General features: G+C 64.0%; 17 protein-coding genes and 1 tRNA gene. 10 read left to right on the top strand and 8 right to left on the bottom strand.

What is annotated here, in order from left to right; all coding sequences use genetic code 11:
• Positions 1-5: 5 nt before the first annotated feature.
• Positions 6-419 carry a hypothetical protein gene (locus AC0V2Y_RS05810; protein ID WP_475415523.1) on the bottom strand — a complete coding sequence of 138 codons (414 nt, stop codon included), beginning with the start codon at positions 417-419 and terminating at the stop codon, positions 6-8.
• A gap of 19 nt (positions 420-438) precedes the next feature.
• On the bottom strand, positions 439-861 hold the full coding sequence (locus AC0V2Y_RS05805) for a hypothetical protein (RefSeq protein WP_475415522.1): 423 nt from the start codon (positions 859-861) through the stop codon (positions 439-441).
• A 160-nt stretch (positions 862-1,021) separates the two neighbouring features.
• On the opposite strand from AC0V2Y_RS05805, the gene AC0V2Y_RS05800 reads away from it, so the two are divergent.
• Complete coding sequence (locus tag AC0V2Y_RS05800) at positions 1,022-1,765, top strand: helix-turn-helix domain-containing protein (protein WP_475415521.1); 744 nt, start codon at positions 1,022-1,024, stop codon at positions 1,763-1,765.
• A gap of 25 nt (positions 1,766-1,790) precedes the next feature.
• On the opposite strand, the gene AC0V2Y_RS05795 is transcribed toward AC0V2Y_RS05800, so the two are convergent.
• Together AC0V2Y_RS05795 and AC0V2Y_RS05790 are read right to left on the bottom strand one after the other, a co-directional pair.
• Entirely contained in the window at positions 1,791-3,293 is a 1,503-nt protein-coding gene (locus AC0V2Y_RS05795) for a DUF3999 family protein (RefSeq protein WP_475415520.1), read from the bottom strand.
• On the bottom strand, positions 3,290-6,472 hold the full coding sequence (locus tag AC0V2Y_RS05790; protein ID WP_475415519.1) for a DUF2339 domain-containing protein: 3,183 nt from the start codon (positions 6,470-6,472) through the stop codon (positions 3,290-3,292). The genes AC0V2Y_RS05795 and AC0V2Y_RS05790 overlap by 4 nt, the downstream gene beginning before the upstream one ends.
• A gap of 246 nt (positions 6,473-6,718) precedes the next feature.
• Here AC0V2Y_RS05790 and AC0V2Y_RS05785 point away from each other — a divergent pair, with 246 nt between their 5' ends.
• The gene (locus AC0V2Y_RS05785) at positions 6,719-8,605 is read left to right on the top strand and encodes an MFS transporter (protein WP_475415518.1); all 1,887 of its coding nucleotides are present in this window, start codon (positions 6,719-6,721) and stop codon (positions 8,603-8,605) included.
• A 3-nt stretch (positions 8,606-8,608) separates the two neighbouring features.
• Here the strand turns inward: AC0V2Y_RS05785 and AC0V2Y_RS05780 are convergent, their stop codons facing one another.
• Positions 8,609-10,153: a hybrid sensor histidine kinase/response regulator gene (locus tag AC0V2Y_RS05780; protein ID WP_475415517.1), complete on the bottom strand. Its 1,545-nt coding sequence runs from the start codon at positions 10,151-10,153 to the stop codon at positions 8,609-8,611.
• Positions 10,154-10,160: 7 nt separating this feature from the next.
• Entirely contained in the window at positions 10,161-11,672 is a 1,512-nt protein-coding gene (locus tag AC0V2Y_RS05775) for a DUF7125 family protein (RefSeq protein WP_475415635.1), read from the bottom strand.
• Positions 11,673-12,096: 424 nt separating this feature from the next.
• Here AC0V2Y_RS05775 and AC0V2Y_RS05770 point away from each other — a divergent pair, with 424 nt between their 5' ends.
• The 5 genes from AC0V2Y_RS05770 to AC0V2Y_RS05750 all read left to right on the top strand — a co-directional run bounded on the left by AC0V2Y_RS05770 (position 12,097) and on the right by AC0V2Y_RS05750 (position 18,805).
• On the top strand, positions 12,097-13,317 hold the full coding sequence (locus tag AC0V2Y_RS05770; RefSeq protein WP_475415516.1) for an efflux RND transporter periplasmic adaptor subunit: 1,221 nt from the start codon (positions 12,097-12,099) through the stop codon (positions 13,315-13,317).
• Between the two features lie 15 nt (positions 13,318-13,332).
• Positions 13,333-16,497 (top strand): efflux RND transporter permease subunit, encoded by a 3,165-nt coding sequence (locus AC0V2Y_RS05765; protein WP_475415515.1) that lies wholly within the window; start codon positions 13,333-13,335, stop codon positions 16,495-16,497.
• A gap of 1 nt (position 16,498) precedes the next feature.
• Positions 16,499-17,947 carry an AdeC/AdeK/OprM family multidrug efflux complex outer membrane factor gene (gene adeC / locus AC0V2Y_RS05760; RefSeq protein WP_475415514.1) on the top strand — a complete coding sequence of 483 codons (1,449 nt, stop codon included), beginning with the start codon at positions 16,499-16,501 and terminating at the stop codon, positions 17,945-17,947.
• A gap of 63 nt (positions 17,948-18,010) precedes the next feature.
• Entirely contained in the window at positions 18,011-18,625 is a 615-nt protein-coding gene (locus AC0V2Y_RS05755) for a TetR/AcrR family transcriptional regulator (RefSeq protein WP_475415513.1), read from the top strand.
• Between the two features lie 103 nt (positions 18,626-18,728).
• Positions 18,729-18,805: transfer RNA gene (locus AC0V2Y_RS05750), tRNA-Pro, on the top strand.
• A 302-nt stretch (positions 18,806-19,107) separates the two neighbouring features.
• Here the strand turns inward: AC0V2Y_RS05750 and AC0V2Y_RS05745 are convergent.
• The gene (locus tag AC0V2Y_RS05745) at positions 19,108-19,353 is read right to left on the bottom strand and encodes a hypothetical protein (protein ID WP_475415512.1); all 246 of its coding nucleotides are present in this window, start codon (positions 19,351-19,353) and stop codon (positions 19,108-19,110) included.
• A gap of 271 nt (positions 19,354-19,624) precedes the next feature.
• On the opposite strand from AC0V2Y_RS05745, the gene AC0V2Y_RS05740 reads away from it, so the two are divergent.
• From AC0V2Y_RS05740 to AC0V2Y_RS05730, 3 genes are all read left to right on the top strand, one after another.
• Positions 19,625-21,025 (top strand): aminotransferase-like domain-containing protein, encoded by a 1,401-nt coding sequence (locus AC0V2Y_RS05740; protein ID WP_475415634.1) that lies wholly within the window; start codon positions 19,625-19,627, stop codon positions 21,023-21,025.
• Positions 21,026-21,253: 228 nt separating this feature from the next.
• Positions 21,254-23,266, top strand: a complete 2,013-nt coding sequence (locus AC0V2Y_RS05735; protein WP_475415511.1) for a S9 family peptidase — start codon at positions 21,254-21,256, stop codon at positions 23,264-23,266.
• Positions 23,267-23,573: 307 nt separating this feature from the next.
• Positions 23,574-23,867, top strand: a complete 294-nt coding sequence (locus AC0V2Y_RS05730; protein ID WP_475415510.1) for a DUF6916 family protein — start codon at positions 23,574-23,576, stop codon at positions 23,865-23,867.
• Positions 23,868-23,950: 83 nt separating this feature from the next.
• Here the strand turns inward: AC0V2Y_RS05730 and AC0V2Y_RS05725 are convergent, their stop codons facing one another.
• Positions 23,951-24,484 carry a phage tail protein gene (locus tag AC0V2Y_RS05725; protein WP_475415509.1) on the bottom strand — a complete coding sequence of 178 codons (534 nt, stop codon included), beginning with the start codon at positions 24,482-24,484 and terminating at the stop codon, positions 23,951-23,953.
• Positions 24,485-24,525: the final 41 nt, after the last annotated feature.

Here is a 24,525-nt window from a genome sequence, read left to right as displayed (position 1 = left end):
CGGGTTCACGCTTTCGAATGGTGGAGGATGGCATTGCCGGCCGCGTTCGGCACATAGGCGATGGCCTTGCCCGACAGCATCAGCATGTGGCCCGTCGAGACGGCCACTACCTTGATGGCCGTGCCGGCCGCCAGCGACAGGCCTTGCGTGGCCTTCTGGCTCAGCTTGACGGAGGCCGTGGCCGCCTGCGAGGCACCGTTGGCCGCGCTTTTGAGCACGAGCACGCTGCCGTCGGCCACGTCTTCCACCTTGTCGATGACGATTTCACCGGCGGCGGCCAGCACCGACATGGAGCCGACCAGCACGATGGCCGAGGCCATGCTGGCGTTGTCGGACGCGTTGGTGGTGTCGGAGTTTGCCTGGGCCAGCGGCGCCAAGCTGGCGGCGCACAGCAGGGTCATGGCGAGTATGTGTTTCATGGAGGTCCTGTTGTCGGTATTACACTTTGGAGTGGTGCAGCAGCGCCTTGCCCAGTTCGTTCGGGATGAAGGCGATGGCCTTGCCGGACAGGACCAGCATATGGCCGGTGGAAAGCGCCACCACATTGACCACGGTGCCGGCCGCCAGCGACAGGCCCTTGGCCGCTTGCGTGCTCATCTGGATGGACGCGCCGCCCGCCTCGGAAGCGCCTTTCAGCACGATGACGATGCCTTCGCCCACCGTTTCCACGCTGGCAACGACCACCTGGCCGGAGGCGACCAGCATCGACATGGAACCGGCGACGACGATGGCGGAACCCTGGCTGAGGTTTTGCGAGCCTTTCGACAGGTTCTCCGAGGCGGCGGCGTGGACCAGGCCGGGAGCGGCCGCGGAGAGCGTCAACAGCGACAGGGACAGGCAGAGGGGCAGCAGGCGTTTCATGTGTTTCTCCTTCAAGTGTGCCAAGTGGCAACGCCATCATTGTAGACTGTGGGCAATTGGTCAATGAAAACGCTACTCGTAGCGGGCAGGCATACCGCAGGTAGCGTATTGCGCTACTTTTTTGCCGCTGGAACCGATGCTATTTTTATAAAGGAAGTGCATGCCGCAAACCCACGCCCTGATCGAGGCCCTGAAACGCCTGTTGAAGGCGCGCGCCGTCACGTATGCCGAGCTGGCCCAGCGCATCGGCGTGTCCGAAGCCAGCGTCAAGCGGATGTTTTCGCAGAAACAATTTACCCTGCAGCGGCTGGACCAGATCCTGGTGGCCGTCGGCAGCGATTTCCAGCAGCTGGCGCTGGCCGTGCAATCAGCCCAGGCGGCGCCCACCCTGATCACGGGCCTGACGTATGCGCAGGAAAAGGAAATCCTCGAGGACACCCGGCTATTCGTGGTGGCCGTCTCCGCCCTGAACCTGCTGCCGCTGGAACAGATCGTCGCCATCTACGACATCAGCGAAGCGCAAGCCGTGAAATACCTGCTGCGCCTCGACAAGATCGGTTTCCTGGAACTGCTGCCGAATAACCGGGTCAAACTGCTGGTGGCGCGCACGTTTGCGTGGATACCGAACGGTCCCATCCACACGTATTTCAAAAAGGAAGCCTATGGCGACTATTTGAATTCGCAGTTCGATGGCGAAACGGAATTGCTGCGCCTGGTGAACGTGATGCTGTCGAAGAAATCGACGGCGGCCTTGCTGGAACGGCTGAAGCAAGTGGCGGTGGAATTTTCGCAGCAGCACCAGGAAGACGCGCGCTTGCCCGGCAACGAGCGCCTTGCCATCAGCTTCATGCTGGCGGCCCGTCCCTGGATGCCGCAGACGTTCAAGGCGCTGTTGCGGCAGTGAGTCGGCGAGTACCGCGCTCAAGCGGCTAAGGTTCCTGCTTGTCGGTACTGCCTTGCTCCTCTTTCATCTGCGTCAGCAAACGCCAGGCGAAAAAGCCCAGCACGCCCACGCCCAGCAACAGTGCCGCCCACAGTGCGGCCAGGTGCCACGGTGCCCCGTCCTTGGTGACGCGCGGGGGTGCCGCCGCGCCGGCGTTGGGCTGGAGCGGGCCGGCGCTGGCCGTCTTGAGTGCCAGCAATTCGTCCGCCTTGAAGCCGGGCGCCACCTGCGACAGCGGCTGCGCGACGGCGGCGGCGTCGCTGTTTCCGAATGCCAGCTGGTAGGGCGGCTTGCCGCTGGCCAGGAAGACGACAGTGGCTGGTGTCCAGCCCAGGCGCAAGGCGGGCGCATTGCCGGCGGAGAGCGGGTGTTCCGGGGAGGTCTGCAACACCCATTCGCCCGTTTGCGTCACGGGCATGGCCAGGTCGCCCGAGATCCGTTCCTTGCCATCGAGGCCGATGCGGTAAAACGTGGTGCTCAGCAGGGGATCGAAGTATGCGCCTTGCGCGGGACGCGCCTGCTGGCGCAGGTGCAGCCGGTGCCGGGGAACATAGCTGTTCTGACGATACACGCCCAGGGTCACGGGCAGCACCGTATTGGTCTGCGTCAATTGCAGGGCGATGCTGTCGGCGGGAATGGCGAGGGGCGTGGCGTAGCGCCATTCATTGTCCTGCTTGCCGGGCAAGCCTTGCAGCACGACGCTGGCGCGCGGCGCGGCGATGTCCGTTTCGCTGACGGCTTGCGCCGTGATCGCCGCAAAGGCCAGCGGCTCGCCCGCTTGCCAGCTCAGGCGTGCATAGCGAAACGCGCGCGGCGCAAAGGCGATGCTGTCGTTGGCCAGGGTTTGCGTGTCGCTGTTGCTGAGCCAATTCAGGGTGGTGGTGCCGATGGCGTCCCATTGTTTCAGGTCATCGCTCACTTCCAGCAGCACTTGGGCACTGTAATTGTCCGTGCGGGCCGGCGGCGTGAAGCGCAAGGCGGCGATGCGCCTGTCTTGCGTTTGCTTGCCCAGGTCGAGGATCAGCGCCTGCAGCGCCGCCGTGCTCGCCGCCGTACTCGCTGCCGTGCCGGCGCGCGTGCTCGCCGCCGTACTCGCTGCCGTGCCGGCGCGCGTGCTGACCGACAGCAAGCGGCCATCGTCGGCCGTGCGGATGTCGATGCCTTGCAAGCCATCGCCAGTTGCCGGCGTGCCCGTCACGGGGAAGATACGGGCTGGAATGTTCGTGCGCTGCGTGGCCGATTGCGCGGGCGGCGCGCCGATGGCATAGGCCAGGCGCTTGCCGTCGGCGTCGAACAGGCGCAGGTCGGCCAGGTTGGCCGAGCTGGCGTGCAGGTAGACTTCCCTGGGCAACGCCAGCTGGACGATGCCCGCGCCGGCCGGCGACTGGATGGGCATGCTCCAGCGATAGTCCTGCGGCCGGTCCTGGCCAGGCGCGGCCAGCGCAGCGCCTGCCATCAACATGATGCCGAACATGAGTGTGGTTTTCATGTTGCTCCCGGTTGGGGTTCGGCTGGCGCTGGCGCGGCCGCCTTGGGGAAGGGGGCCAGGTAGCCGATCAAGACCATCAGCAAGCCGACACCCACGAAAGACACGATGCGTTCGATGCCGCCCACGTTCGACAGATCGATCAGGAACAGCTTCAGGACAACCAGTCCCAGCAGCACGGCGCCCATACTCCATTGCTGACGCCGCTGCTGGCGGGCCGCATGGCGCATCAGCAGCAGGGCCGTGACGCTCCACACCAGCGACAGCATCGCTTGCACGAACTGCGAGGCCAGCATGGCGTCAAACGTGTAGGGCACGCCGAGGTAGTGCGACACCGTGCGCAGCAGCATCAGGTTGAACCAGCCGTACAGCAAGCATGCGGCCACGACGGGCAAGCGCGCTTGCCACAGGGACGGCAGGGGGATCTGGCCGGCCGGGAATAAACGGTAGCTGGCGATGGCCAGCAGGACGGCAAAGCCCGTGCTCAAGTCCAGAGGATTGAGTAGCGGCAAGTAGGGCAGCGGCGCCATGGCGCCGTCATCGACAATATTCCATGCGGCGATCAGCAGCAGCGACCACAGGGCGCCCAGCGGTATCAGGGTGCGCTGGTACCACGCGGCAATCGGCGCCACCGGCCAGGCGCCGGCGCGGCAGCGGCGGATCAGCCAGGCCAGTGCCAGCATCATGGCCCAGGCCGGTAAGTAGCGGGCCCAGGCGGGGCTGACGCTGCCTTCGTGGCGCGCCAGCCAGGCGCCCACATGCATGGCGCCCACGGGCCACAGCATCAGCCATGGCGCCGCCGTGCGCAGCGTATGCAACAGGCGCAGCGCACGCACGTCGAGTTGCCAGCCGGCCTTGGGCCAGGCCCGCAGCAGGTATTCGCCGGCCGCCAGGGCGCCAGCCAGGGCCAGCCAGCTCAAGCCCGTCGGCAGGTAGTCGCGCAGGTACAGCGCCAGCAGCATGTTGGCGCTCCACAGGCCCAGGCCGAGCCAGGCCGCCACGGTGAACCAGCGCAGCTGCGGCCAATCGAGGCGCCGCGCCAGGATGGCGAACAAGGGCGTCGTGACGCACACGGCGATCAGGTACAGCGCCAGCCAGTGCTCGCCCGCGTGCGGCTGCAGTTCCAGGTTGCCGTCGATCAGGCGCAGCAGCCAGCTGGTGAAGGGCATGAGGATGGCGGCAAACCACAGCAAGCTGCTCCACACCAGCAGGGGACGCGCTGCCAGCGCCAGCAGCGCGTCGCCGCCGCGCGCGCGCAGCGCAAGGAAACGGGCGCTGGCAAAGGCGGCGGCGCCCAGCAGCAGGGCGCTGAGGAAGGAGCCGCCGAACAGGCTGGCCGGGTGCTGGTCCCAGGCCCAGCTGGCGCGGCTGAGCATGACCATGCCTGCCAGTACCTGCACGGCCAGCAGCAGGGCGCGCGGCGCATGCCATTGTTCGCGCCGCGCCAGCGCCGCCAGCAGGGCCGCCACTGCCAGCGCGCTGACGGTCAGCAGATTCAGTTGCGTGACGGCATCCGTGCGCAGCAGGATTTCGCTCCAGATGCCGCCCAGCAGCCAGACCGTGGCGGCCGTCAGGAGCAGCACGGACATGCTACTCATGAACTCCGGCTGCAAGTGGCTGCCGTGGCGGCGGAAGTTGTAGGCCATCACCAGCGCGGCGGCGGCCAGCAGCGCGCAGCCGAGCCAGATGTTGGCCTGCAGGGCCGATGCCGTATCGAGTTCCTGCATGGCGGTGAGGAAGGCAAGCCAGGCGGCCCCCTGCACCAGCAGGCCGAAGGCCCAGGCCAGGGTCTGGCGCTGGCGCAAGCCGACCCAGACGATGCCCGCGCCTTCCAGCGCCCAGGCGGCGGACGTCCAGCGGCCATCGAGGGCAAAGGGGATGGCCAGGGTGCCGAAGACGATGCCCAGCGCAAGGAAGGCTTCGGCCAGCAGTTTGAAACCTGCGCGGCGCCACAGGGTGACGGCCAGTCCCGTGTAAGTCAAGCCGGCGACCAGCGCGGAAAACGCCAGACCGAACTCGAAGTGCCGGACCAGGCCGTATTGCAGGCCCATGGCCGCCAGCGGCGTGCCGAACACGAGGGTGCCATCCACATAGTGTTTCAGGCGCGGCGCCTGGCGCGCGCAGTAGGCAATCGCGATGCCGATATAGAACAGCACGAACAGGATCAAAAACAGTTGCGTCGACAGATAGTGCTCGGGAGTGTAGCGCAGCAGGCCCCAGGTGGTGGCGACGACGAAGGTGAAGCCAAAGCTCAGCACATTCAGGACGCGCCAGGCGCGTTGCAGGGCGATGGCGAAGACGCCCGCATTGAGCAGCGCGTAATAGCTGAACAGGCCGATATGGTTGCCGCTGCCCGTCGACACGAGCAGGGGCACGGCAAAGCCGCCGACGATGCCGAAGACGGCCAGCCAGACGGCGTTTTGCAGCACGGCCAGCAGACACGTGAACGCCGTCAGCACGAACAGCACGGCAAACGCTAGGCCCGCCGGGATCAGTTCATACAGGCGGAAGGCGCCGAACGTCACCAGCATCAATATCGCCAGCGCCGTGCCCTGCAGCGGCAGGCTGATGCCGGGGCGGCTGAGGCGGATGCGCCAGGCCCAGGCCAGCAGGGCGATGTCGGCCAGCGCGATGCCGGCCAGGCGCAGCTCGATGGGCAGCGTGACCTGCGCCGACACGTATTTGAGCAGGAAGCTGACGCCGAGGAAGAGGATCAATAAACCCAGCTTGGCGACCAGGTTGCCGGTAAACAGCCAGTTCTTCGCCTTGGCAAACAGGCCATCCGGGCGCGCGATCCAGGACGGGGTGTTGGTGGCGGCGGATGCTGGTTTGGCAGGCGCCGGCGCGGTAGGCGGCGCAGGCCTGGGCGGGGCTGCCGCCGGCACTGCCGGTGCGGCCTTTGCCAGTTCGAGCGGCTCGGTCATGGCCGCTTGCGGTACCGGTGCCGGTGTCGGCGCGGAAACAGGCACAGGCGCCGGTACTGCACTCTCCTCGGCGGGCGGGGCAAGTGGCGCGTCGGCCTGGCCTTCCAGCGCTTGCAGGCGCTGCTGGATGCCGTTGACTTCCTTGCGCAGGCGCGCCGTCAGCAGCTCCAGGTCGGCCACCTTTCTGCGGTATTGCAATGCCAGCACGAAGGCGGCAATCAGCAAGCCAAGGATGAACAGCGTGATCAATCCAAACATGGAGTAGCTTTCCTGGAAGGGCAGGGCGAAGGCGCCCGAAGTATGCGCACATTACCTTATTATCAAGAGACAGGCGATTTCTGTTGTGTCAGGGTAAGTACCGGGGACGGCATCAGGAAGACGTGGCCAGCATTGCGCGGCAGGCTGTTTTCCGTATTGACGCCAAGCAAGATGACGACATTCAGATTGTCGCGCGCAGGATAGTGCTGTATTTTAGCAATTCCTTAATTGCCGGTTCCCCATGCCATGAGTCAAAGCAGCCAGTTTTCCTTATTGTCGCAGCGCCGTTTCGGGCCCTTCTTCTGGACCCAGTTCTTTGGCGCCTTCAACGACAATCTGTTCAAGACGGCCCTGATGGTGATCCTCGCCTACGATGCGCTGAGCTGGACCACGCTCGACCCGTCCACCATCACCAACCTGATTCCCGGCCTGTTCATCCTGCCCTACGTCGTGTTTTCGGCCACGGCGGGCCAGCTGGCCGACAAGTTTGAAAAGGCTGGCCTGGCCCGTTTCGTCAAATGGATGGAACTGGCCATCATGGCCGTGGCCGCCGCCGGCTGGATGACGCACACGCTGTGGCTGCTGGTGGCCGCCGTGGTGGGCATGGGCATCCATTCCACCCTGTTCGGCCCCGTGAAATATGCGTATCTGCCACAACAACTGAAACCCGAGGAATTGGTCGGTGGCAATGGCCTGATCGAGATGGGCACCTTTGTCGGCATCTTGTTGGGCGAAATCCTCGGCGCCGTCTTGATCGTGCACAAGCCGCTGGGCGTGGAACTGGTGGCGGGCGCGACGATCGCCGTGGCCGTCTTGGGCCTGATCGCCAGCTACCGCGTGCCGCGCACGCCCGCGCCCGAGCCGGAGCTGAAGGTGAGCCTGAATTTTGTCGCCGAATCGTTCCGCAACCTGAATTTTTCGCGCAAGAACCGCCCCGTCTTCCTGGCCATGCTGGGCAACTCCTGGTTCTGGTTCTACGGCGCCCTGATCCTGGCCCAGTTCCCCGTGTACTCGAAGGATTTCCTGCATGGCGACCACAGCGTGTTCGTGCTGCTGCTGACGGTGTTTTCCGTCGGCATCGGCACGGGTTCCCTGCTGTGCGAACGGCTGTCGGGCCACAAGATCGAGATCGGCCTGGTGCCGTTCGGCTCCATCGGCCTGTCGCTGTTCGGCATCGACCTGTATTTCGCCAGCAATGCCTACGCGAATACGCACATCGTCGATGCCCTGGCGTTTGTGGGCCAGGCCGGCGTGCCGCGCATTTTGCTCGACATCGTCATGATTGGCGTGTTCGGCGGCTTCTTCATCGTGCCCCTGTTCGCCCTGATCCAGACGCGTTGCGACCCGAAACACATTTCGCGCACGATCGCCGGCATGAATATTTTGAACGCCCTGTTCATGGTGGCGGCCGCCGGCGTGGCCATCGTGCTGCTGGGGCAAGGATTTACGATCCCGCAGCTGTTCCTCGTCACGGCGATTCTGAATGCGCTGGTGGCTGCCTATATCTTCTCGCTGGTGCCGGAATTCCTCATGCGCTTCCTCGCGTGGATACTCATCCAGACCGTGCACCGGGTCAAAGTGGTCGATGGCGAGCGCATTCCCACGGAAGGCGCGGCCGTGCTGGTTTGCAACCACGTCAGCTACGTGGACGCCATCGTCATCATGGCGGCCAGCCCCCGTCCGATCCGCTTCGTCATGGACCACCGCATCTTCAAGATGCCGCTGATGGGCTGGATTTTCCGCACGGCCAAGGCGATTCCCATCGCGCCGGCCAAGGAAGATCCTTTCCTGATGGAAAAGGCTTTCATCGATATCGCGCAAGCGCTGCATGAAGGCGAGCTGGTGTGCATCTTCCCCGAAGGCAAGCTGACGCGCACGGGCCAGATCAGCGAATTCAAGGGCGGCATCGCCAAGATCGTCGAGCGCAGCAAGGTGCCGGTGATTCCGCTGGCGCTGCGCGGTTTGTGGGGACATCTGTTGAGCCATCGCAATGGCCATTTGTTCGAGCGCGCCTTCAAGGCGGGTTTGCGCTCGCGTCTGTCGCTGGCCGTGGGCATGCCCGTGGCGCCCGAGGCCGCCACGCCGGAACTGTTGCAGCAAAAGGTGCAGGAGCTGCGCGGCAAGTGGAAATAAGCGCTATGACGTTGTCTGCGTAGCCGTCCCTTCCTGCCGTGCCAGGTGCGCGCGCAGCAGGGCGGTGATGGCGTCGAAATCCACGGGTTTCGTCAGGTGATGGTCGAAACCGGCTTGCTCGGTGCGCGCGCGCGCTTCGCCCTGGCCCCAGCCCGTCAGGGCGATCATCAGCACGTCGCGCCCGTGCGCACGCTGGCGTATCTGGCGCGCCGCCTCGTAGCCATCCATGTCCGGCATGCCCAGGTCCATTACCACCAGTTGCGGCCATACCCTGTCGACGGCTGCCAGCGCCTGCGCGCCGCCATACGCGACTTGGGCGGCATAGCCCTCGAGCTGGAACAGGCTTTGCAAGGAATCGGCCGCGTCGCGGTTGTCGTCCACCACCAGCACTGGCACGGGCTGGCCCGCGCCGGCGGGCGTGTCGCTTCCGGCGGCGGGCGGCGTGGCGGTCGGGGGGGCGCTGGCGCCGGCCGGCAGGGTGACGATGAAGCGGCTGCCGCGTCCCGGCCCGTCGCTGTAGGCCTCGATGCTGCCGCCATGCATTTCGGCAAATTGGCGCGCCAGGCTCAGGCCGATGCCCAGGCCGCTGGTTATCTGGCCCGCCACCGTGCGTCCCTGTTCGAACATGGAAAAGATGCGCGCGATGGCGTCCGGGTCGATGCCGATGCCATTGTCTTCGACCATCACCTGCAGCTGGCCTTGCGCCAGGCGCGCCGTAATGTGGATGAGCCCTTCGTCCGGCGTGAACTTCACGGCATTCGAGACGATATTGGCAAAGATCTGCACCACCCTCGCATAGTCGGCATGCAATGTGATGGGATGCGGCGGCATATCGCGGGTGATGCGGATGTGCCGGCTGCTGGCCGCGGGCTGGCATAGTTCGATGACATGCTCGAGTACTTGCTGTAACTCAAACTGCTTGCGCTGCAGCAGGACCTTGCCGCTGGTGATGCGCGCCACGTCGAGCAAGTCATCCACCAGCCGCGTCAGGTGCGTCACCTGGCGTTCGATCACGTCGCTCACCTTGCCGACCTGCTCCGATGCCGGAAACAGGTGCTTGAGCAGGGCCACCGACGACTTGATGGGGGCCAGCGGATTGCGCAGTTCATGCCCGAGGCTGGCAATGAATTCGTCCTTGCGCCGCTGCGTCTCGCGCACCTGGTACTGGCGCCGGCGCGCGCGCAGCATGGCGTGCGCCGAGGTGATCAGGGTCAGGATGTGCACGGGGCGTTCCAGCAGGGTCAGGTTGCCCAGGGCGGCGATGGCTTGGCGCACGGGCAGGGAATCGAGTCCCGCGTGCGTCAGCAGGATGATGGGCAAGTCGGACCAGTCCGGTTGCTGCCGGGCATAGGCGTCGAGCACGGAATACACGCCCGCATGCAGCGCCTCGTCGATCGTCAGTACGCCGCCGGCGCCCAGCGCCAGCTGCTCGGCCAGTTCGCCCGGCGAGCGACAGGCGTGGCTGGCGATGGCGCTGCCCGCCAATACCGTGCCGGCCAGGGCGGCATCCTGGCCGGCAGGCGCGTAGATCAGGATGCGCTGCTCCATGGCATTCCTAAGGGAAAGGCGTGCCGCCGATGGTGGGCAAGCCCGACAGGATGCCGTGAAAGCCGGCCAGGGCCGGGCCGATGCGGATGCCCTGCGGGCTGATCTCGAAGCGGCGGATGCTGCGCTCGTGCGCGCTGCCGCGTTTCTTGAAGACGGAAATGGCTTGCCGCACCTCGCCTTCCGTTTCGTAGTAGCGCAGCATGATGACGCTGTCGGCCAGATAGCTGGCGTCGGCCGCCGTCGTCATCGAAGTGCCCAGCATGTTTTGCTGCACGCCGACGAGCAGGGTCGTCACGCCGTGCTGGCTCAGGTAATTGAGCAGTTCATGCAGGTAGGTGCTCTGGAAGCGTTCATCGGGCACGGCGTGCATGTAGCCGTTCAGGCTATCGATGACGATCACCTTGGCGCCCCGCTGCGCCGCGTCGACCACGGCCTGGGCGAATTCACCCGGTGTCAGCTCGGCCGGATCGATCTGCTGCGCGCTCAGCAGGCCTGTGTCGAGCGCCGCCTGCAGGCGCATGCCCACGCTGTCGGTCCGGTTCAGCAGCTTGCTGCGCGCCTCCTCGAACAGGAACATGGCGCATGGTTCGCCGCGCGTCGTGGCCGCGTGCACGAATTGCGCCGCCAGGGTGGACTTGCCGCTGCCGGCCGGGCCGGAAAGGAGCGTGCTCATGCCTTCTTCCAGGCCGCCGCCTATCATGGCGTCGAGTTCGGGCACGCCGCTCGACAGGCGCCGGTGCCCGCCATCGCGGCGCGTGTCGGCCGCCACCAGCCGCGGATAGACGACCAGGCCGTCACGGGCGATCTTGTAGTCGTGCGTGCCGCTGCGAAATGGCACGCCCCGGTATTTCACCACCCGCACGCGGCGCCGGTCATTGCCATAGGCCTGGTTTTGCAGCTCCAGCGCGATCACGCAATGGGCCACGCTACGCACTTGCAAGCCGTCGTCCAGCGCGGAACGGTCATCGATCAGCACGGTGGTGCAGTGCCGGCTGGCCAGATATTGTTTCAACGCCACGACCTGGCGCCTGTAGCGCAAGGGGTTTTCCGCCAGCAGCTGCAGTTCGGACAGCGAATCGAGCACGAGGCGGGCCGGGCGGTGTTTTTCGATGGCGGCCAGGATGCGCTGGTTGGTCGAGGCCAGTTCGATTTCGGACGGATGGAAGATCGTGTACTGGCGCTCGGGATTGAGCATGTCGTCGCTGGGCGCCACTTCTTCGATGGCGATGCCGGCCAGGTCCCAGCCGTGCGACAGGGCCGCGCCGCGCAGCTCGATCTCGGATTCGGCCAGGGCGATATACAGCACGGGCGTGCCGTTGCGCGCCCCTTCGGCCAGAAACTGCAGCGCCAGGGTGGTCTTGCCAGTGCCTGGCACGCCTTCGAGCAGGTACAGGCGATCGGCCAGCAGGCCGCCCGTCAATATGGTGTCGAGGCCCGGGATGCCCGTCGACAGCAGCGGCGGCGTGTCCAGGCCGCCCGCGCCATCGTCTTGCGCCGTTCCTTGCGCCTGTGCTGTCATCATCGCGTCCTCGCTTCGCCATGCTGTGGCCAATATATTAGCGTGTCCGCCGCGGCATGTCTTTTCGATACCATTGGTAAATAATCACCTCGGCATACTTGCGGGCAGGGCGGAGTGTTGCGTCCTTGTCTGCCAGTTCAGCAAAGAACTCTTGACCCTGCTAAAGTATTCACTCAATCCACCTTTTCCGCTTTGCCGTTTTAGCCACCGCTCGCCAGGTTCCTGCTCAACTGTGCTGGCGTGCCACCGCTGTTGCTGTCTTCATTTTATTGCCTCATTGATAAGTTAATTCGCTTGATAGTTACTATGTTTCAATTGTAACGATGCTTGACGATTTTAGAATGATCGTTCATTCTTTGATCTGCGTTAATAAATTTAGTCATTTCTAACGACACTAGCCAGCTTCTTTTTCAGAAAGTCCAAGATGCAACCAACCTTTTCCCTGACGTCGCCGCGTACGAGCGGCGCTATTGCCGTTCTGTGCGCCACTGTAATCATGGCCGGCTGCAGTAAAAAACAGGAAGCACCTCACGCGCAGCAAGCGCCGCAGGTGGTCGTGTTTACTGTTAATCCGGCCGCGTTGCCGATGAGCGCCGAATTGCCCGGCCGCACGAATGCCTACCAGGTCGCCGATGTACGCCCGCAAGTGGGCGGTTTGATCCAGAAGCGCCTGTTCGTCGAGGGTAGCGATGTGAAAGCGGGCACGGCCCTGTATCAGATCGATTCCGCCACCTACCAGGCCGCCGCCAATTCGGCCAAGGCCGCGCTGTCGAAAGCCAGGGCCAACCTGTTGACGGCCGGTCCGAAAGCCGCGCGCTACAAGGAACTGGTGGCCATCGAAGGCGTCAGCCGCCAGGAATACGATGATGCCGTCGCCGCGTTCGAGCAAGCCAAGGCAGACGTCGAGTCCGCCACTGCGGCGCTGGAATCGGCGAACATCAACCTGCGCTACAGCACCGTGACGGCGCCGATCAGCGGCCGCACCAGCCGCTCGACCGTGACGGCCGGCGCGCTGGTGACGGCGGGCCAGGCCGAAGCGCTGACCACCGTGCAGCAACTCGATCCGATCTATGTCGACGTGACCCAGTCGAGCACCGACCTGCTGCGCCTGAAGCGCCAGATGGCCGATGGTTCGCTGAAGAAAGTGGGCGAAGGCCAGGCCAAGGTCGACCTGATCCTGCCGGACGGCAGCAAGTACGGCGCATCGGGCAAGCTCCAGTTCGCCGGCGTGACGGTCGATCCGACCACCGGCAACGTCATCTTGCGCGCGCTGTTCCCGAACCCGAAAGGCGAATTGCTGCCAGGTATGTACGTGCGTGCGCAACTGGAAACGGGCGTGGATGAGAAAGCCATTACCGTGCCGCAAGTGGGCGTGACGCGCAACCAGAAGGGCCAGGCCACGGCCCTGATCCTGAACAAGGAAAACAAGGTCGAGCAGCGCGTGCTGACCACCAGCGGCACCGTCGGCACCAACTGGCTGGTGACGTCCGGCCTGGCCGCAGGCGACCGCGTGATCGTGGAAGGCTTGCAAAAAGTCAAGCCAGGCGCCCCAGCCGTTGCCGTGCCGGCCAAGGCCGAAGCTGCTCCTGCGCCCGCGCCCGCCGCTGCCGCTTCTGCCGCCGCATCGGCTGCCAGCGCCCACTAATTCAGGAGAATATTAATGGCCCGTTTTTTCATTGACCGCCCGATTTTTGCCTGGGTGGTCGCGATCGTCATCATGCTTGCCGGCGTGATTTCGATCCTCAGCCTGCCGATCGCGCAGTATCCGAGCATCGCCCCGCCGTCGATTTCGATCAGCGGCTCCTACCCTGGCGCCTCCGCCAAGACCGTGGAAGATGCGGTCACCCAGGTCATCGAACAAAAGATGAAGGGTATCGACGGCTTGCGCTACATGTCCTCGTCGAGCGATGCGACTGGCGGCATCAGCATCACGCTGACGTTTACCAGCGGGACCAATCCCGACATCGCCCAGGTGCAGGTACAGAACAAGCTGCAGCTGGCCACGCCGCTGCTGCCGACGGCTGTCACGCAACAGGGTCTTGTCGTGTCGAAAGCGACGAAGAACTTCCTGATGGTGTTCGGCTTCATTTCCGAAAACGGCAAGATGGACCAGACCGACTTGAGCGACTATGTGGCCGCCAACGTCGTCGATCCGCTCAGCCGTGTTGCCGGTGTGGGCGACGTGACCCTGTTCGGTTCGCAGTACGCCATGCGTATCTGGCTCGACCCGGCCAAGCTGCAAAGTTTTAACCTGACCCCGGCGGACGTGATCACGGCCGTGCAGGCGCAGAATGCGGAAGTGTCGGCCGGTGAACTGGGCGGCACGCCGTCCGTCAAGGGTCAGCAGCTGAACGCCACCGTGTCGGCGCAAAGCCGTTTGCAAACGGTGGAGCAGTTCGGCGCCATCTTGCTGAAAACCACGACCAACGGTGCCATGGTGTACCTGAAGGACGTGGCCAGCATGGAACTGGGCCGCGAGAACTACAACACCGTGGCCCGCTACAACGGCCATGCGGCCACCGGCGTGGCGATCAAGCTGGCGACGGGCGCCAACGCGCTCGATACGGCCAATGCGGCGAAAGCCATGCTGGGCAACCTGAGCAAGCAATTCCCTGAAGGCATGAGCTACCAGGTGGCGTTCGACACCACCCCGTTCGTGAAACTGTCCATCGAAGAAGTGGTGAAAACCCTGGTCGAAGCGGTGATCCTGGTATTCCTCGTGATGTACCTGTTCCTGCAGAACTTCCGCGCCACCCTGATCCCGACCATGGCCGTGCCGGTCGTGCTGCTGGGTACCTTCGGCATCCTGAACGCCTTCGGCTATTCGATCAATACGCTCACCATGTTCGCCATGGTGCTGGCCATCGGCCTGCTGGTCGACGATGCGATCGTGGTGGTGGAAAACGTCGAGCGCGTGATGAGCGAAGAGGGCTTGTCGCCGCTGGAAGCGACGCGCAAGTCGATGACGCAGATCACGGGCGCGCTGGTCGGTATCGCCATGGTGCTGTCGGCCGTGTTCGTGCCGATGGCCTTCTTCGGCGGTTCGACGGGCGTGATCTACCGCCAGTTCTCGATCACGATCGTCTCGTCGATGGTGCTGTCCGTCATCGTCGCGCTGGTGTTTACGCCAGCCTTGTGCGCCACCCTGTTGAAACCGGTCGAGAAGGGACATCACGCGACGAACAAGGGTTTCTTCGGCTGGTTCAACCGCAGCTTCGACCGCAGCAGCAACACCTACCAGGGCTGGGTCGGCGCCATGATCACGCACCGTTTCCGCTCGATGCTGCTGTACGTGCTGCTGCTGGCTGGCCTGGTGTTCATCTTCATGCGCCTGCCGACCTCGTTCCTGCCGGAAGAAGACCAGGGCATCCTGTTTACGCAGATTCAATTGCCGACGGGCGCCACGCAAGAGCGCACCCTGAAAGTGATCGAACAGGTCGAAGACCACTTCATGAACAGCGAGAAGGACAACGTCGCTTCCGTGTTTGCCGTCGCCGGTTTCAGCTTCGGCGGTAACGGCCAGAATACGGGTATCGCCTTCGTGCGCCTGAAAGACTGGTCGCTGCGCAAGGACGTGGCGCAGAAGGCGCCGGCCGTGGCCGGTCGCGCCATGGGCAAGCTGTTGCAGATCAAGGATGCGATGGTGTTTACCTTCGCCCCGCCTGCCGTGCTGGAACTGGGTAACGCCACCGGTTTCGACATGCAGCTGCAGGACATCGGCGGTGTCGGCCATGACGCCCTGATGGCGGCGCGTAACCAGTTGCTGGGCATGGCGTCGCAGAATCCGGCCATGGTGGGCGTACGCCCGAACGGCCAGGAAGATACGCCGCAGTACAAGATCGACATCGACCAGCAGAAAGCCACCGCGCTGGGCTTGCAGATCTCGGAAATCAACCGCGTGCTGAGCGTGGGCTGGGGTAGCTCGTATGTGAACGACTTCCTCGACCGTGGCCGCGTGAAGAAAGTGTTCATGCAAGGTAATGCCGAATCGCGCATGCTGCCGGAAGACTTGAACAAGTGGTTCGTGCGCAACACGGCTGGCCAGATGGTGCCGTTCTCGGCCTTTGCCACCGGCAAGTGGATTTACGCGTCGCCGCGCCTGGAACGCTACAACGGCTTGCCGTCGGTAGAGATCCTCGGTACGCCGGCGCCGGGCCAGAGCACGGGCGCCGCCATGAACGCGATGGAAGAGATGGTGGCCAAGCTGCCGCCTGGCATCGGCTTCAGCTGGACCGGCGTCTCGCTGGAAGAGCGCGAATCCGGTTCGCAGACGCCGCAGCTGTACGCGCTGTCGCTGCTGATCGTCTTCCTGTGCCTGGCTGCGCTGTATGAAAGCTGGTCGATTCCATTCTCCGTGCTGCTGGTCGTGCCGCTGGGCGTGATCGGCGCCGTGCTCGGTACCTGGCTGTTCGGCCTGTCGAACGACGTGTACTTCCAGGTGGGCTTGCTCACGGTGGTGGGCTTGTCGGCGAAGAACGCGATTCTGATCGTGGAATTTGCCAAGGAAATGCAGGAATCGGGTATGTCGCTGCTGGACGCGACCTTGCATGCGGTGCGTCTGCGTCTGCGTCCGATTCTGATGACCTCGATTGCCTTCGGCCTGGGCGTGTTGCCACTGGCCATTTCCAGCGGCGCCGGTTCCGGCAGCCAGAACGCCATCGGTATCGGCGTACTGGGCGGTATGTTGACGGCCACGTTCCTCGGTATCTTCTTCGTGCCGGTGTTCTTCGTGCTGGTGCGCGGCTTCTTCTCGAAGCCGGATGCGCCCGCCACGCCGGCGACGCCTGGTTCGCCAGCCGTCACGCTTTCCAAGGATGCACATTAATATGAAAAAATCACCATTCTCCATGGCGGCGCTGGCCTTGCTGGCCGGTTGCAGCCTGGCTCCCACGTACGAGCGTCCGGCGGCGCCTGCGCCCACGGCGTGGCCGACGGGCCCTTCCTACAAGGCCGACATGGCCGCCGCCGACGCCAAGCCGGTGGCGGACATCGCCTGGCGCGAGTTCTTTGCCGATGCGCGCCTGCGCCAGGTACTGGAACTGGCGCTGGCCAACAACCGCGACCTGCGCGTCTCGATCCTCAACATCGAGAAGGCGCGCGCCACCTACGGCATCGAACGCGCCGCCCTGATCCCGACCCTGTCGGCCTCGGGCGGCCAGTCGGCCACGCGCATTTCGAAAAACGCCAGCCCGACGGGCGAAGCGTCCATCAACCGCCAGTACACGGCGAACCTGGGCGTGTCGGCCTACGAGCTGGACTTCTTCGGCCGCGTGCGCAGCCTGTCCGACAGCGCGCTGGAGCAATACCTGGGCACGGAAGAAGCACGCCGTGCTCAGCAGATCAGCCTGGTGGCCGAAGTGGCCAGCACCTATCTGAACCTGGTGGCCGACCAGCAGCGCCTGCGCGTGGCGCAGGACACCCTGAAGAGCCAGCAGTCGTCGTATGACCTGGCCGTGCGCCGCTTCAGCGCGGGCGCCACCTCGGGCCTGGACAAGTACGACGCCCAGACCAGTGTCGAGTCGGCCCGTTCCGACGTGGCGGTCTTCACGAGCCAGGTGGCGCTGGACCAGAACGCACTGGTCTTGCTGGTGGGCGGCCCCGTGCCGGCCGACCTGCTGCCGCCAGCCGAGTTCGGCACCGTGACGGCCCTGGCGGACATTCCGTCCGGCGTGCCGTCGGACGTGCTGCAGCGCCGTCCCGACGTGCTGGCGGCCGAGCGCACCCTGCGCGCCGCCAACGCCAACATCGGCGCGGCGCGCGCGGCCTTCTTCCCGCGCATTTCGCTGACGGCCACGGCCGGTTCGGTCAGCGATAACCTGTCGGGCCTGTTCAAGGGCGGCAGCGGCACGTGGAGTTTCCTGCCGCAGATCAGCTTGCCGATCTTCGATGGCGGCGTGAACCGCGCCAACCTCGATATCGCCAAGGTGCAGCGTGAAATCTCCGTGGCGCAATACGAAAAGGCGATCCAGGTCGCCTTCCGTGAAGTGTCCGATGCGCTGGCCCAGCGCGGCACCATCGATGAGCGCCTGCAATCGCAGGTCTCGCTGGTCGAGGCGTCGACGAAGAGCTACACCATCCACGACGCGCGCTACAAGCAGGGCGCCGAGTCCTACCTGAACGCCCTGGTGGCCCAGCGCGCGCTGTACACGGCGCAGCAAAGCCTGATCACGGCGCGCCTGGCCAAGTCGACCAACCTGGTCACCTTGTACAAGGTGCTGGGCGGCGGTTGGCAGCCTGAGCAGACAGCCGTCGCGGCGGCTGGCGGCGCCCAATAATCACGGGGACGCCGACGCCGGCCTTGCCCGCAAGGGCAGGGCCGGCGCGCTACTGGAAAAGTCATGAACCAAGTTGAAAAGAAGCATCCGGACCCCGAGCGCGCCAATACGCGGCGCAAACAGGTGCTCGATGCGGCTGAAAGCTGCTTCAGCCGCCGCGGTTTCCACGGCGCCAGCATGGCCGAGATATCGAAGGCGGCCGGCATGAGCGCGGGCCACATCTATAATTATTTTGACAGCAAGGACGCGATCATCGCCGCCTTCGTCATGCAGAATACGGAGCGGGTGTCGAACCTGATGCAGGACCTGGCGCAGCGCGACGATCCGCTGCAGGCGGTGATCGACAATGCGGGCGAGCATGTGCTCGAAGCGCTGGACCCGACCACGTGGATGATGCCGCTGGAAATCTTTGCCGAAGCGTCGCGCAATCCGGTGATCGCGGAAATGCTGCAATGCTCGGACCGGCGCTCGCGCCAGTTATTTCTCTCCATCATACGCGACGCGCGCATCAAGCGCGGCTTGCCGGCTGGCGAGGAAATGCTGCAAGGGCGCCTTGATGCCCTGGTGGCCATGTACCAGGGTCTGCCCGTGCGCTTCATTCACAATCCGGACGTGAAGGTCGAGCCGCTGATCGCGGGCTTTCGCATCGTCCTGACGGCGCTGCTGCTGAGCGAATAGGGCGCTTGAACGGGGCATGCAAAAAAGTTTGCGCAGATCGACATGAATCGTGCGCAAAAGCATGGCAAAAACCTAAAAGCGTCTGCTATAATTCCCACCTCGTCGGGGCGTAGCGCAGCCTGGTAGCGTACATGCATGGGGTGCATGGGGTCGGAAGTTCGAATCTTCTCGCCCCGACCATTAGATTCAAGGAGTTACGGCGCAAGCTGTATCAAAACCCGGCACTGTATATTAGATAATTGTCTAATATCGGTGCCGGGTTTTTCCGTTTACGCGACGTATGATTTCATTGCCGCATGCCGATGTCCGTTATCGGCCTGTCGCGTTGAAGTACGCCAGCTGCGCACGCGATCTTCACGATTTGCCACTGTCCCGGCAAACAACAGGCGGAGGCGGCGATGACGGGACGTCAGGCGAGCTGCCCGAGCCGCAGCGGGGAATTGCTGCCGCATCGCCGGATATCGGCTGGCTGTTCCTTGCCGTTATGGCAGGGTCATGTCCAGGCCGACCATGCTGACAACGACGAAGGTGACGATCCCCAGGGCCAGCAGCAACAGCGCGAAGATGGCGACCACCTTGCCGCTGGCGCGCAGCACCGCGCGATTCTGCTTCGCCTTGTCCTTATCCTTCTTCCCTTGATCGTAATGCCACTTGATGGCGAAGAACATGCCCGTGGCGAGCACGAGAGCCTTGAACGTCACGAAGACTATGGGGGTCCAATCGATCATTTTGCGTATTTCCAGTCTATTACTTGACACTATCTGAGGAGCACTACCTCAACACGCTGCTTCAGCAGCTTCTGTTCACACCATCCCCCAGGCATCCTGTTTGACTCTTTCATTATATCCAGCTATGAAATCAGCATGGCATCGCGCGCCGTGATTTGCCGCATGATGCAGGTGAGCGAGGAAAAAACGTCAGCGACTGCCATGCAAGGATGGTGTTGCTGCACGTTCTGATGCATACTACTTGAAAACAATTTCCATACAATTAGACAAAATGTCCCAGTTGAAACCCATACAAGATGAACATGAGACTATCTGGTTGCCGCGATTGACCGGGAACAAGGGGCCACGTTTCTTGCAGATCGCGGATGCCTTGCAGGCCGCGGTGGCAGAGGGCTCGGTGAAGCCGGGCGACCGCCTGCCGACGCAGCGCCAGCTGGCAGCACAGCTGGGTGTCGACCTGACGACGATCACGCGTGCATACGACGAAGCCAGGCGCCGCAACTTGCTGGAGGGCCGCGGCGCGCGGGGCACGTATGCCGCGGCGCCGAAAGTCGAATTGACCGCTATCCTCGACCTGAGCATGAATACCCCGCCACCGCCGGAGGGCGTGGACTTCGACGACATGTTGAAACAAGGTTTGTCCCAGGTCTTGATGCGGGCAGACAATGAATTGCTGATGACTTACCACCTGGGCGGGGGAAGCGACTCCGACCGCAAGGCTGGCGCCGAATGGCTGGCACCGATGTTCGGACATCTGGATTCCCGGCAGGTCGTGGTGTGTCCGGGCGCGCAAGCGGCGATCGCCGCATTGATCCTTGCGCTGACGGAGCCTGGCGAGGTGATCCTGGCGGAGCCGACGAGTTATCCCGGCTTGCGTGCCGCGGCGACGCAGTTCGGCCGGCGCGTCATTGCCGTGGAAGCGGACCAGCACGGGATGCTGCCCGGGATGCTCGAGGAAGCGTGCCGCCAGCACCAGCCCGGGCTGGTCTACCTCAACCCGACATTGCAGAACCCGACCGCCATCACCATGCCGGAACGCCGGCGCAGGGAGCTCGCCGGCGTCGCGCAGCGCTGCAATGTACGCATCGTCGAGGACGATCCCTACTGGCTCCTCGCCGATGCCCCGCCGCCGCCCATTGCCACGTTTGCCCCGGAACACGTGGTCTACATCTCGACGCTGTCGAAATGCCTGACGCCCGGCCTGCGTGTCGCCTTCGTGCTGATGCGCGACCCGATTGCGCGCGAACGTTTCCTGATCGCGCTACGATCCTTTGCGCTGATGGCCGCTCCGCTGACGGCCGCACTGGCCACCCAGTGGATACTCGACGGTTCGGCTGACGGATTGATGGAGGGCGTGCGCAACGAGGCGCGCCTGCGCCACCGGATGGCGCGCGATATCCTGGCGGGGCGCTACAGCGGCTGTGGCGACGGCCTGCACGTATGGCTCGAGCTGCCGGCATATTGGAACTCCTCGCAGCTTGCGCGCGCAGCCGCCAGCGCCGGCATCGCGGTCACGCCGGCGGAGGCATTCGCCACGGGCAGCGCATCGGTGAACGCCATCCGGATCTCTTTGGGCTGCATCAAGGACCGTGGCCGCTTGCAGGCGGGTCTGCAACGGCTGTCTCATCTGCTTGCGCGGCGGCCCGAGTCGTTCAGCGCTGCTGTGGTCTGACTCTCCAGGGCGGGCATGCCCGAGCAAGGGTAATGCCATGGGCATCCCGGAAACATCCGCAGTCACGTTCTTATGCAGATGCCAGCCAGCCCCCGTTTTCGCCATCCTGTCCCCCGATTTTCGTCCCCTGTCGCTGCCATCAACCTGGCAACACGGCTTTCGCCTATGATGGGCTGGCACGTGCACAATGATTATGTTTTCCCTTCATTCAACAACCATGAGGTGTCCATGATTCGCTATGTCCTGCCTGTCCTGTTGTTCGCCGGCGCACTGCCGGCGCACGCCCAAGCCCCCGTCAAGGAAACGCCGCTGATCGAGCGGGCCAAGCTGTTCGGCAATCCCAGCAAGTCCGGTGGCAAGCTCAGCCCCGATGGACGTTGGCTGTCGTGGATCGCGCCGCGCGATGGCGTGCTCAATGTGTGGGTGGCGCCGGCCGGCGACCTGGCGCAGGCGCGGCCGCTGACGGACGAAAAGGTGCGGCCCATCCGCGGCAGTTTCTGGTCGCCCGATTCGACAACCCTGCTGTTCATCCAGGACAAGGGCGGCGACGAGAATTTCCTGCTGTACGGGGTGAACGTGGCGACCGGCAAGCAGGTCAATTACACGCCGTTCGAGAAGACGCGCGTGCGCATCGTCCAGATCAGCAGCAAGGTCAGGGACCGCATCCTCGTCGGCATCAATAACCGTGATGCGCGCTGGCACGACGTGTACAGCCTGGACCTGGCCAGCGGCAAGCTGACGCTGGTGCAGCAGAACGATGGCTATGGCGGCTACCTGGCCGATGAATTGCTCAACTTGCGTATCGCCAGCAAGGCGCGCGCCGATGGCGGCATGCAGTATTTCCGCCTGACGGATGGCAAGGTCGAGAGCACGCCGCTGACCGAAGTCGCTCTGGAAGATTCGCAGACGACGGCGCCGCTGGCGTTTACGGTCGACGGCAAGACCTTGTACTGGACCGATTCGCGCGGCCGCAATACCTCGGCGCTACTGGCACAGGACGTGGCCAGCGGTAAGACCACGGTCATGGCGCAAGACCCGCGCGCCGACATCGCCGATGCGCTGTACGACACGCGCACGGGCCGCGTGCAGGCGTATACGGTCAATTACCTGCAGCAGGAATATTTGCCGCTGGCGGACGACCTGAAAGCCGACCTGGCCTTCCTGAAGAAAAATACCCTGGGCCAGTTCACGGTGACGTCGCGCACGGATGCCGACGATAAATGGCTGGTGAATGTCGACGCCGTCACGGCGCCTCCATCGAGCTGGCTGTACGAGCGCAAGACCAAAAAACTCACGCGGCTGTACGTGACGCGTCCGGAACTGGAAGGCGCGCCGCTGGTGCCCATGTATCCGCAGCAAATCAAGGCGCGCGATGGCCTGAACCTGGTGTCTTACCTGACCCTGCCGCAGGCGTCGAAGGCGGGCGCCGGCGGCAAGCCCACGCAGGCGGTGCCGATGGTGCTGCTGGTGCACGGCGGCCCGTGGGCGCGCGACACCTATGGCTACAACGGCTACCACCAGTGGCTGGCCAACCGCGGCTATGCCGTGCTGTCGGTGAATTTCCGCGGCTCGACGGGTTTCGGCAAGCAGTTCATCTCGGCCGGCGACCTGCAGTGGGGCCGCAAGATGCATGACGACCTGCTCGACGCGGTGCAGTGGGCCGTGAAGAGCGGCGTGACGAGCGCCGACAAGGTGGCCATCATGGGCGGCTCGTATGGCGGCTACGCCACCCTGGCCGGCATGGCGTTCACGCCGACGGCGTTTGCCTGCGGCGTCGACATCGTCGGCCCGTCGAACCTGTTTACCTTGCTGCAAACCATCCCGCCGTACTGGGAAGCGGGCAAGCAGCAGTTCTACAAGCGCATGGGCGACCCGACCACGGAAGAGGGCCGCGCGCTGCTCAAGGAGCGCTCGCCGCTGAACTTTGCGCAGAACATCCAGCGCCCGCTGCTGATCGGCCAGGGCGCCAACGACCCGCGCGTCAACGTGGCTGAATCGGACCAGATCGTGGCGGCCATGGCGGCGAAGAATATTCCCGTCACGTATGTGCTGTTCCCCGATGAGGGCCACGGCTTTGCGCGGCCCGTCAACAACATCGCCTTCAATGCCGTGACGGAAAACTTCCTGGGGCAATGCCTGGCCGGCCGCGCCGAGCCGATCGGCGCCACCCTGAAGGCGTCCACAGCGCAGGTCAAGCATGGCGCCGAGTTTGCGCCGGGCTTGCAGGAGGCGATGCGCTAAGTAACCCCCAATAAATTATTGTGATTTCTGACTTCCATAACCGGCGCTCTGCGTCGCAGCGGGCGCCTTGCATAGCATCCGGTTCTGTTCGTCATAAATGCACAATAATTTCCTGAGGATTACTTCGGTAGCGAAGGCCGCATGGCGGTTGCAGTGACGGCGGCCGGGCTCGATGGCCCGGGCCGCCGCGTTGCCGGCGGGCGCAGATGGGGGAAATCTCACGTCAAAAGCTGTGCCAGAGGGGCAATGCTTGCATTAGAATAAATCATTGCTTTAATCACAGCGCTCACGGAATGGACTACCTGCAATGATGAATGTATTGACTCTGGAACACTTCGCCACGCGCGTCAACGATACATTTGCCGCCGTTAGCGACGGGAATGCCGCTTTCATCCTGAAGGAAGTGCGTCCCTTGCCGTCCGCCACGCTGGAGGGCATGCTGCGCGCGCCGTTCAGCTTGGTATTCCACAATCGTTCCCCCATCCTCTTCAGCCAAAAAATCTTTCAGCTGCGGCATGATGCGTTGGGCGAAGTGGGCATCTTTCTGGTGCCGGTGGCGCGTGACAGCGACGGTTTTCTGTATCAGGCGGTGTTCAACTGAGCGTGTTGCCGGAGGGGGCAGACGCGGAGGCAGGCAGGGCCAGGCGGGCGCCGTGCCGGCGCCGCCTGGCCCCCCGTTAAGTATCAATCAAATGCGGGAAACTCGCCTTGCAGGGCGATGCAGAAATTCAGCGCCAGCATGGGCTGGCGGTTTTCGTGCGCCTGCCCGCCGCCCGCCGAGGCGACGGTCTGTGGCGAGAACGTCGTGTTGGGTGTTGTCGCCGGCACGAAGGCGTTCGTACCGGTGATGCTGGTGAGGCCATCGCCCGTTTGCGGCACGTTGCGTTGCAGGCTGGCATTGGTCTGGCGGCTCAATGTCAGTTGATGGGTGTGCGCAGGAATCTGCGTGGCGCCCAGCTGGACCGTGTTGCTGCCGAACGTCTCGCCCATCACGCGCGGGGTGAGTCCCGGTCCTTGTCCCTGGCCGCAGGGCGCACGTCCCGTGAAGTTGGGCAACTGGAAGGTATTGACTCCATCGCCGCCATATTGCGTGCCGATTAATGAAAACAGGGCGGCGTATTGCCGTATCTGCAAAGTGGCGCCATTGCAGCTGGCCCACCCGTAGGGCGTGAAATTGAACCCGAAGACTTGTATTTCGCCAATGTATGGTGATGTCACGGTAGTTTCTCCTGATCGATTCTGTTGGCAGCGTATGCTTG

The organism is Janthinobacterium sp. BHSEK (assembly GCF_056174685.1).
Note: the sequence above shows the minus strand (reverse complement) of the source record. Positions and strands in the feature narration are given on the sequence as shown.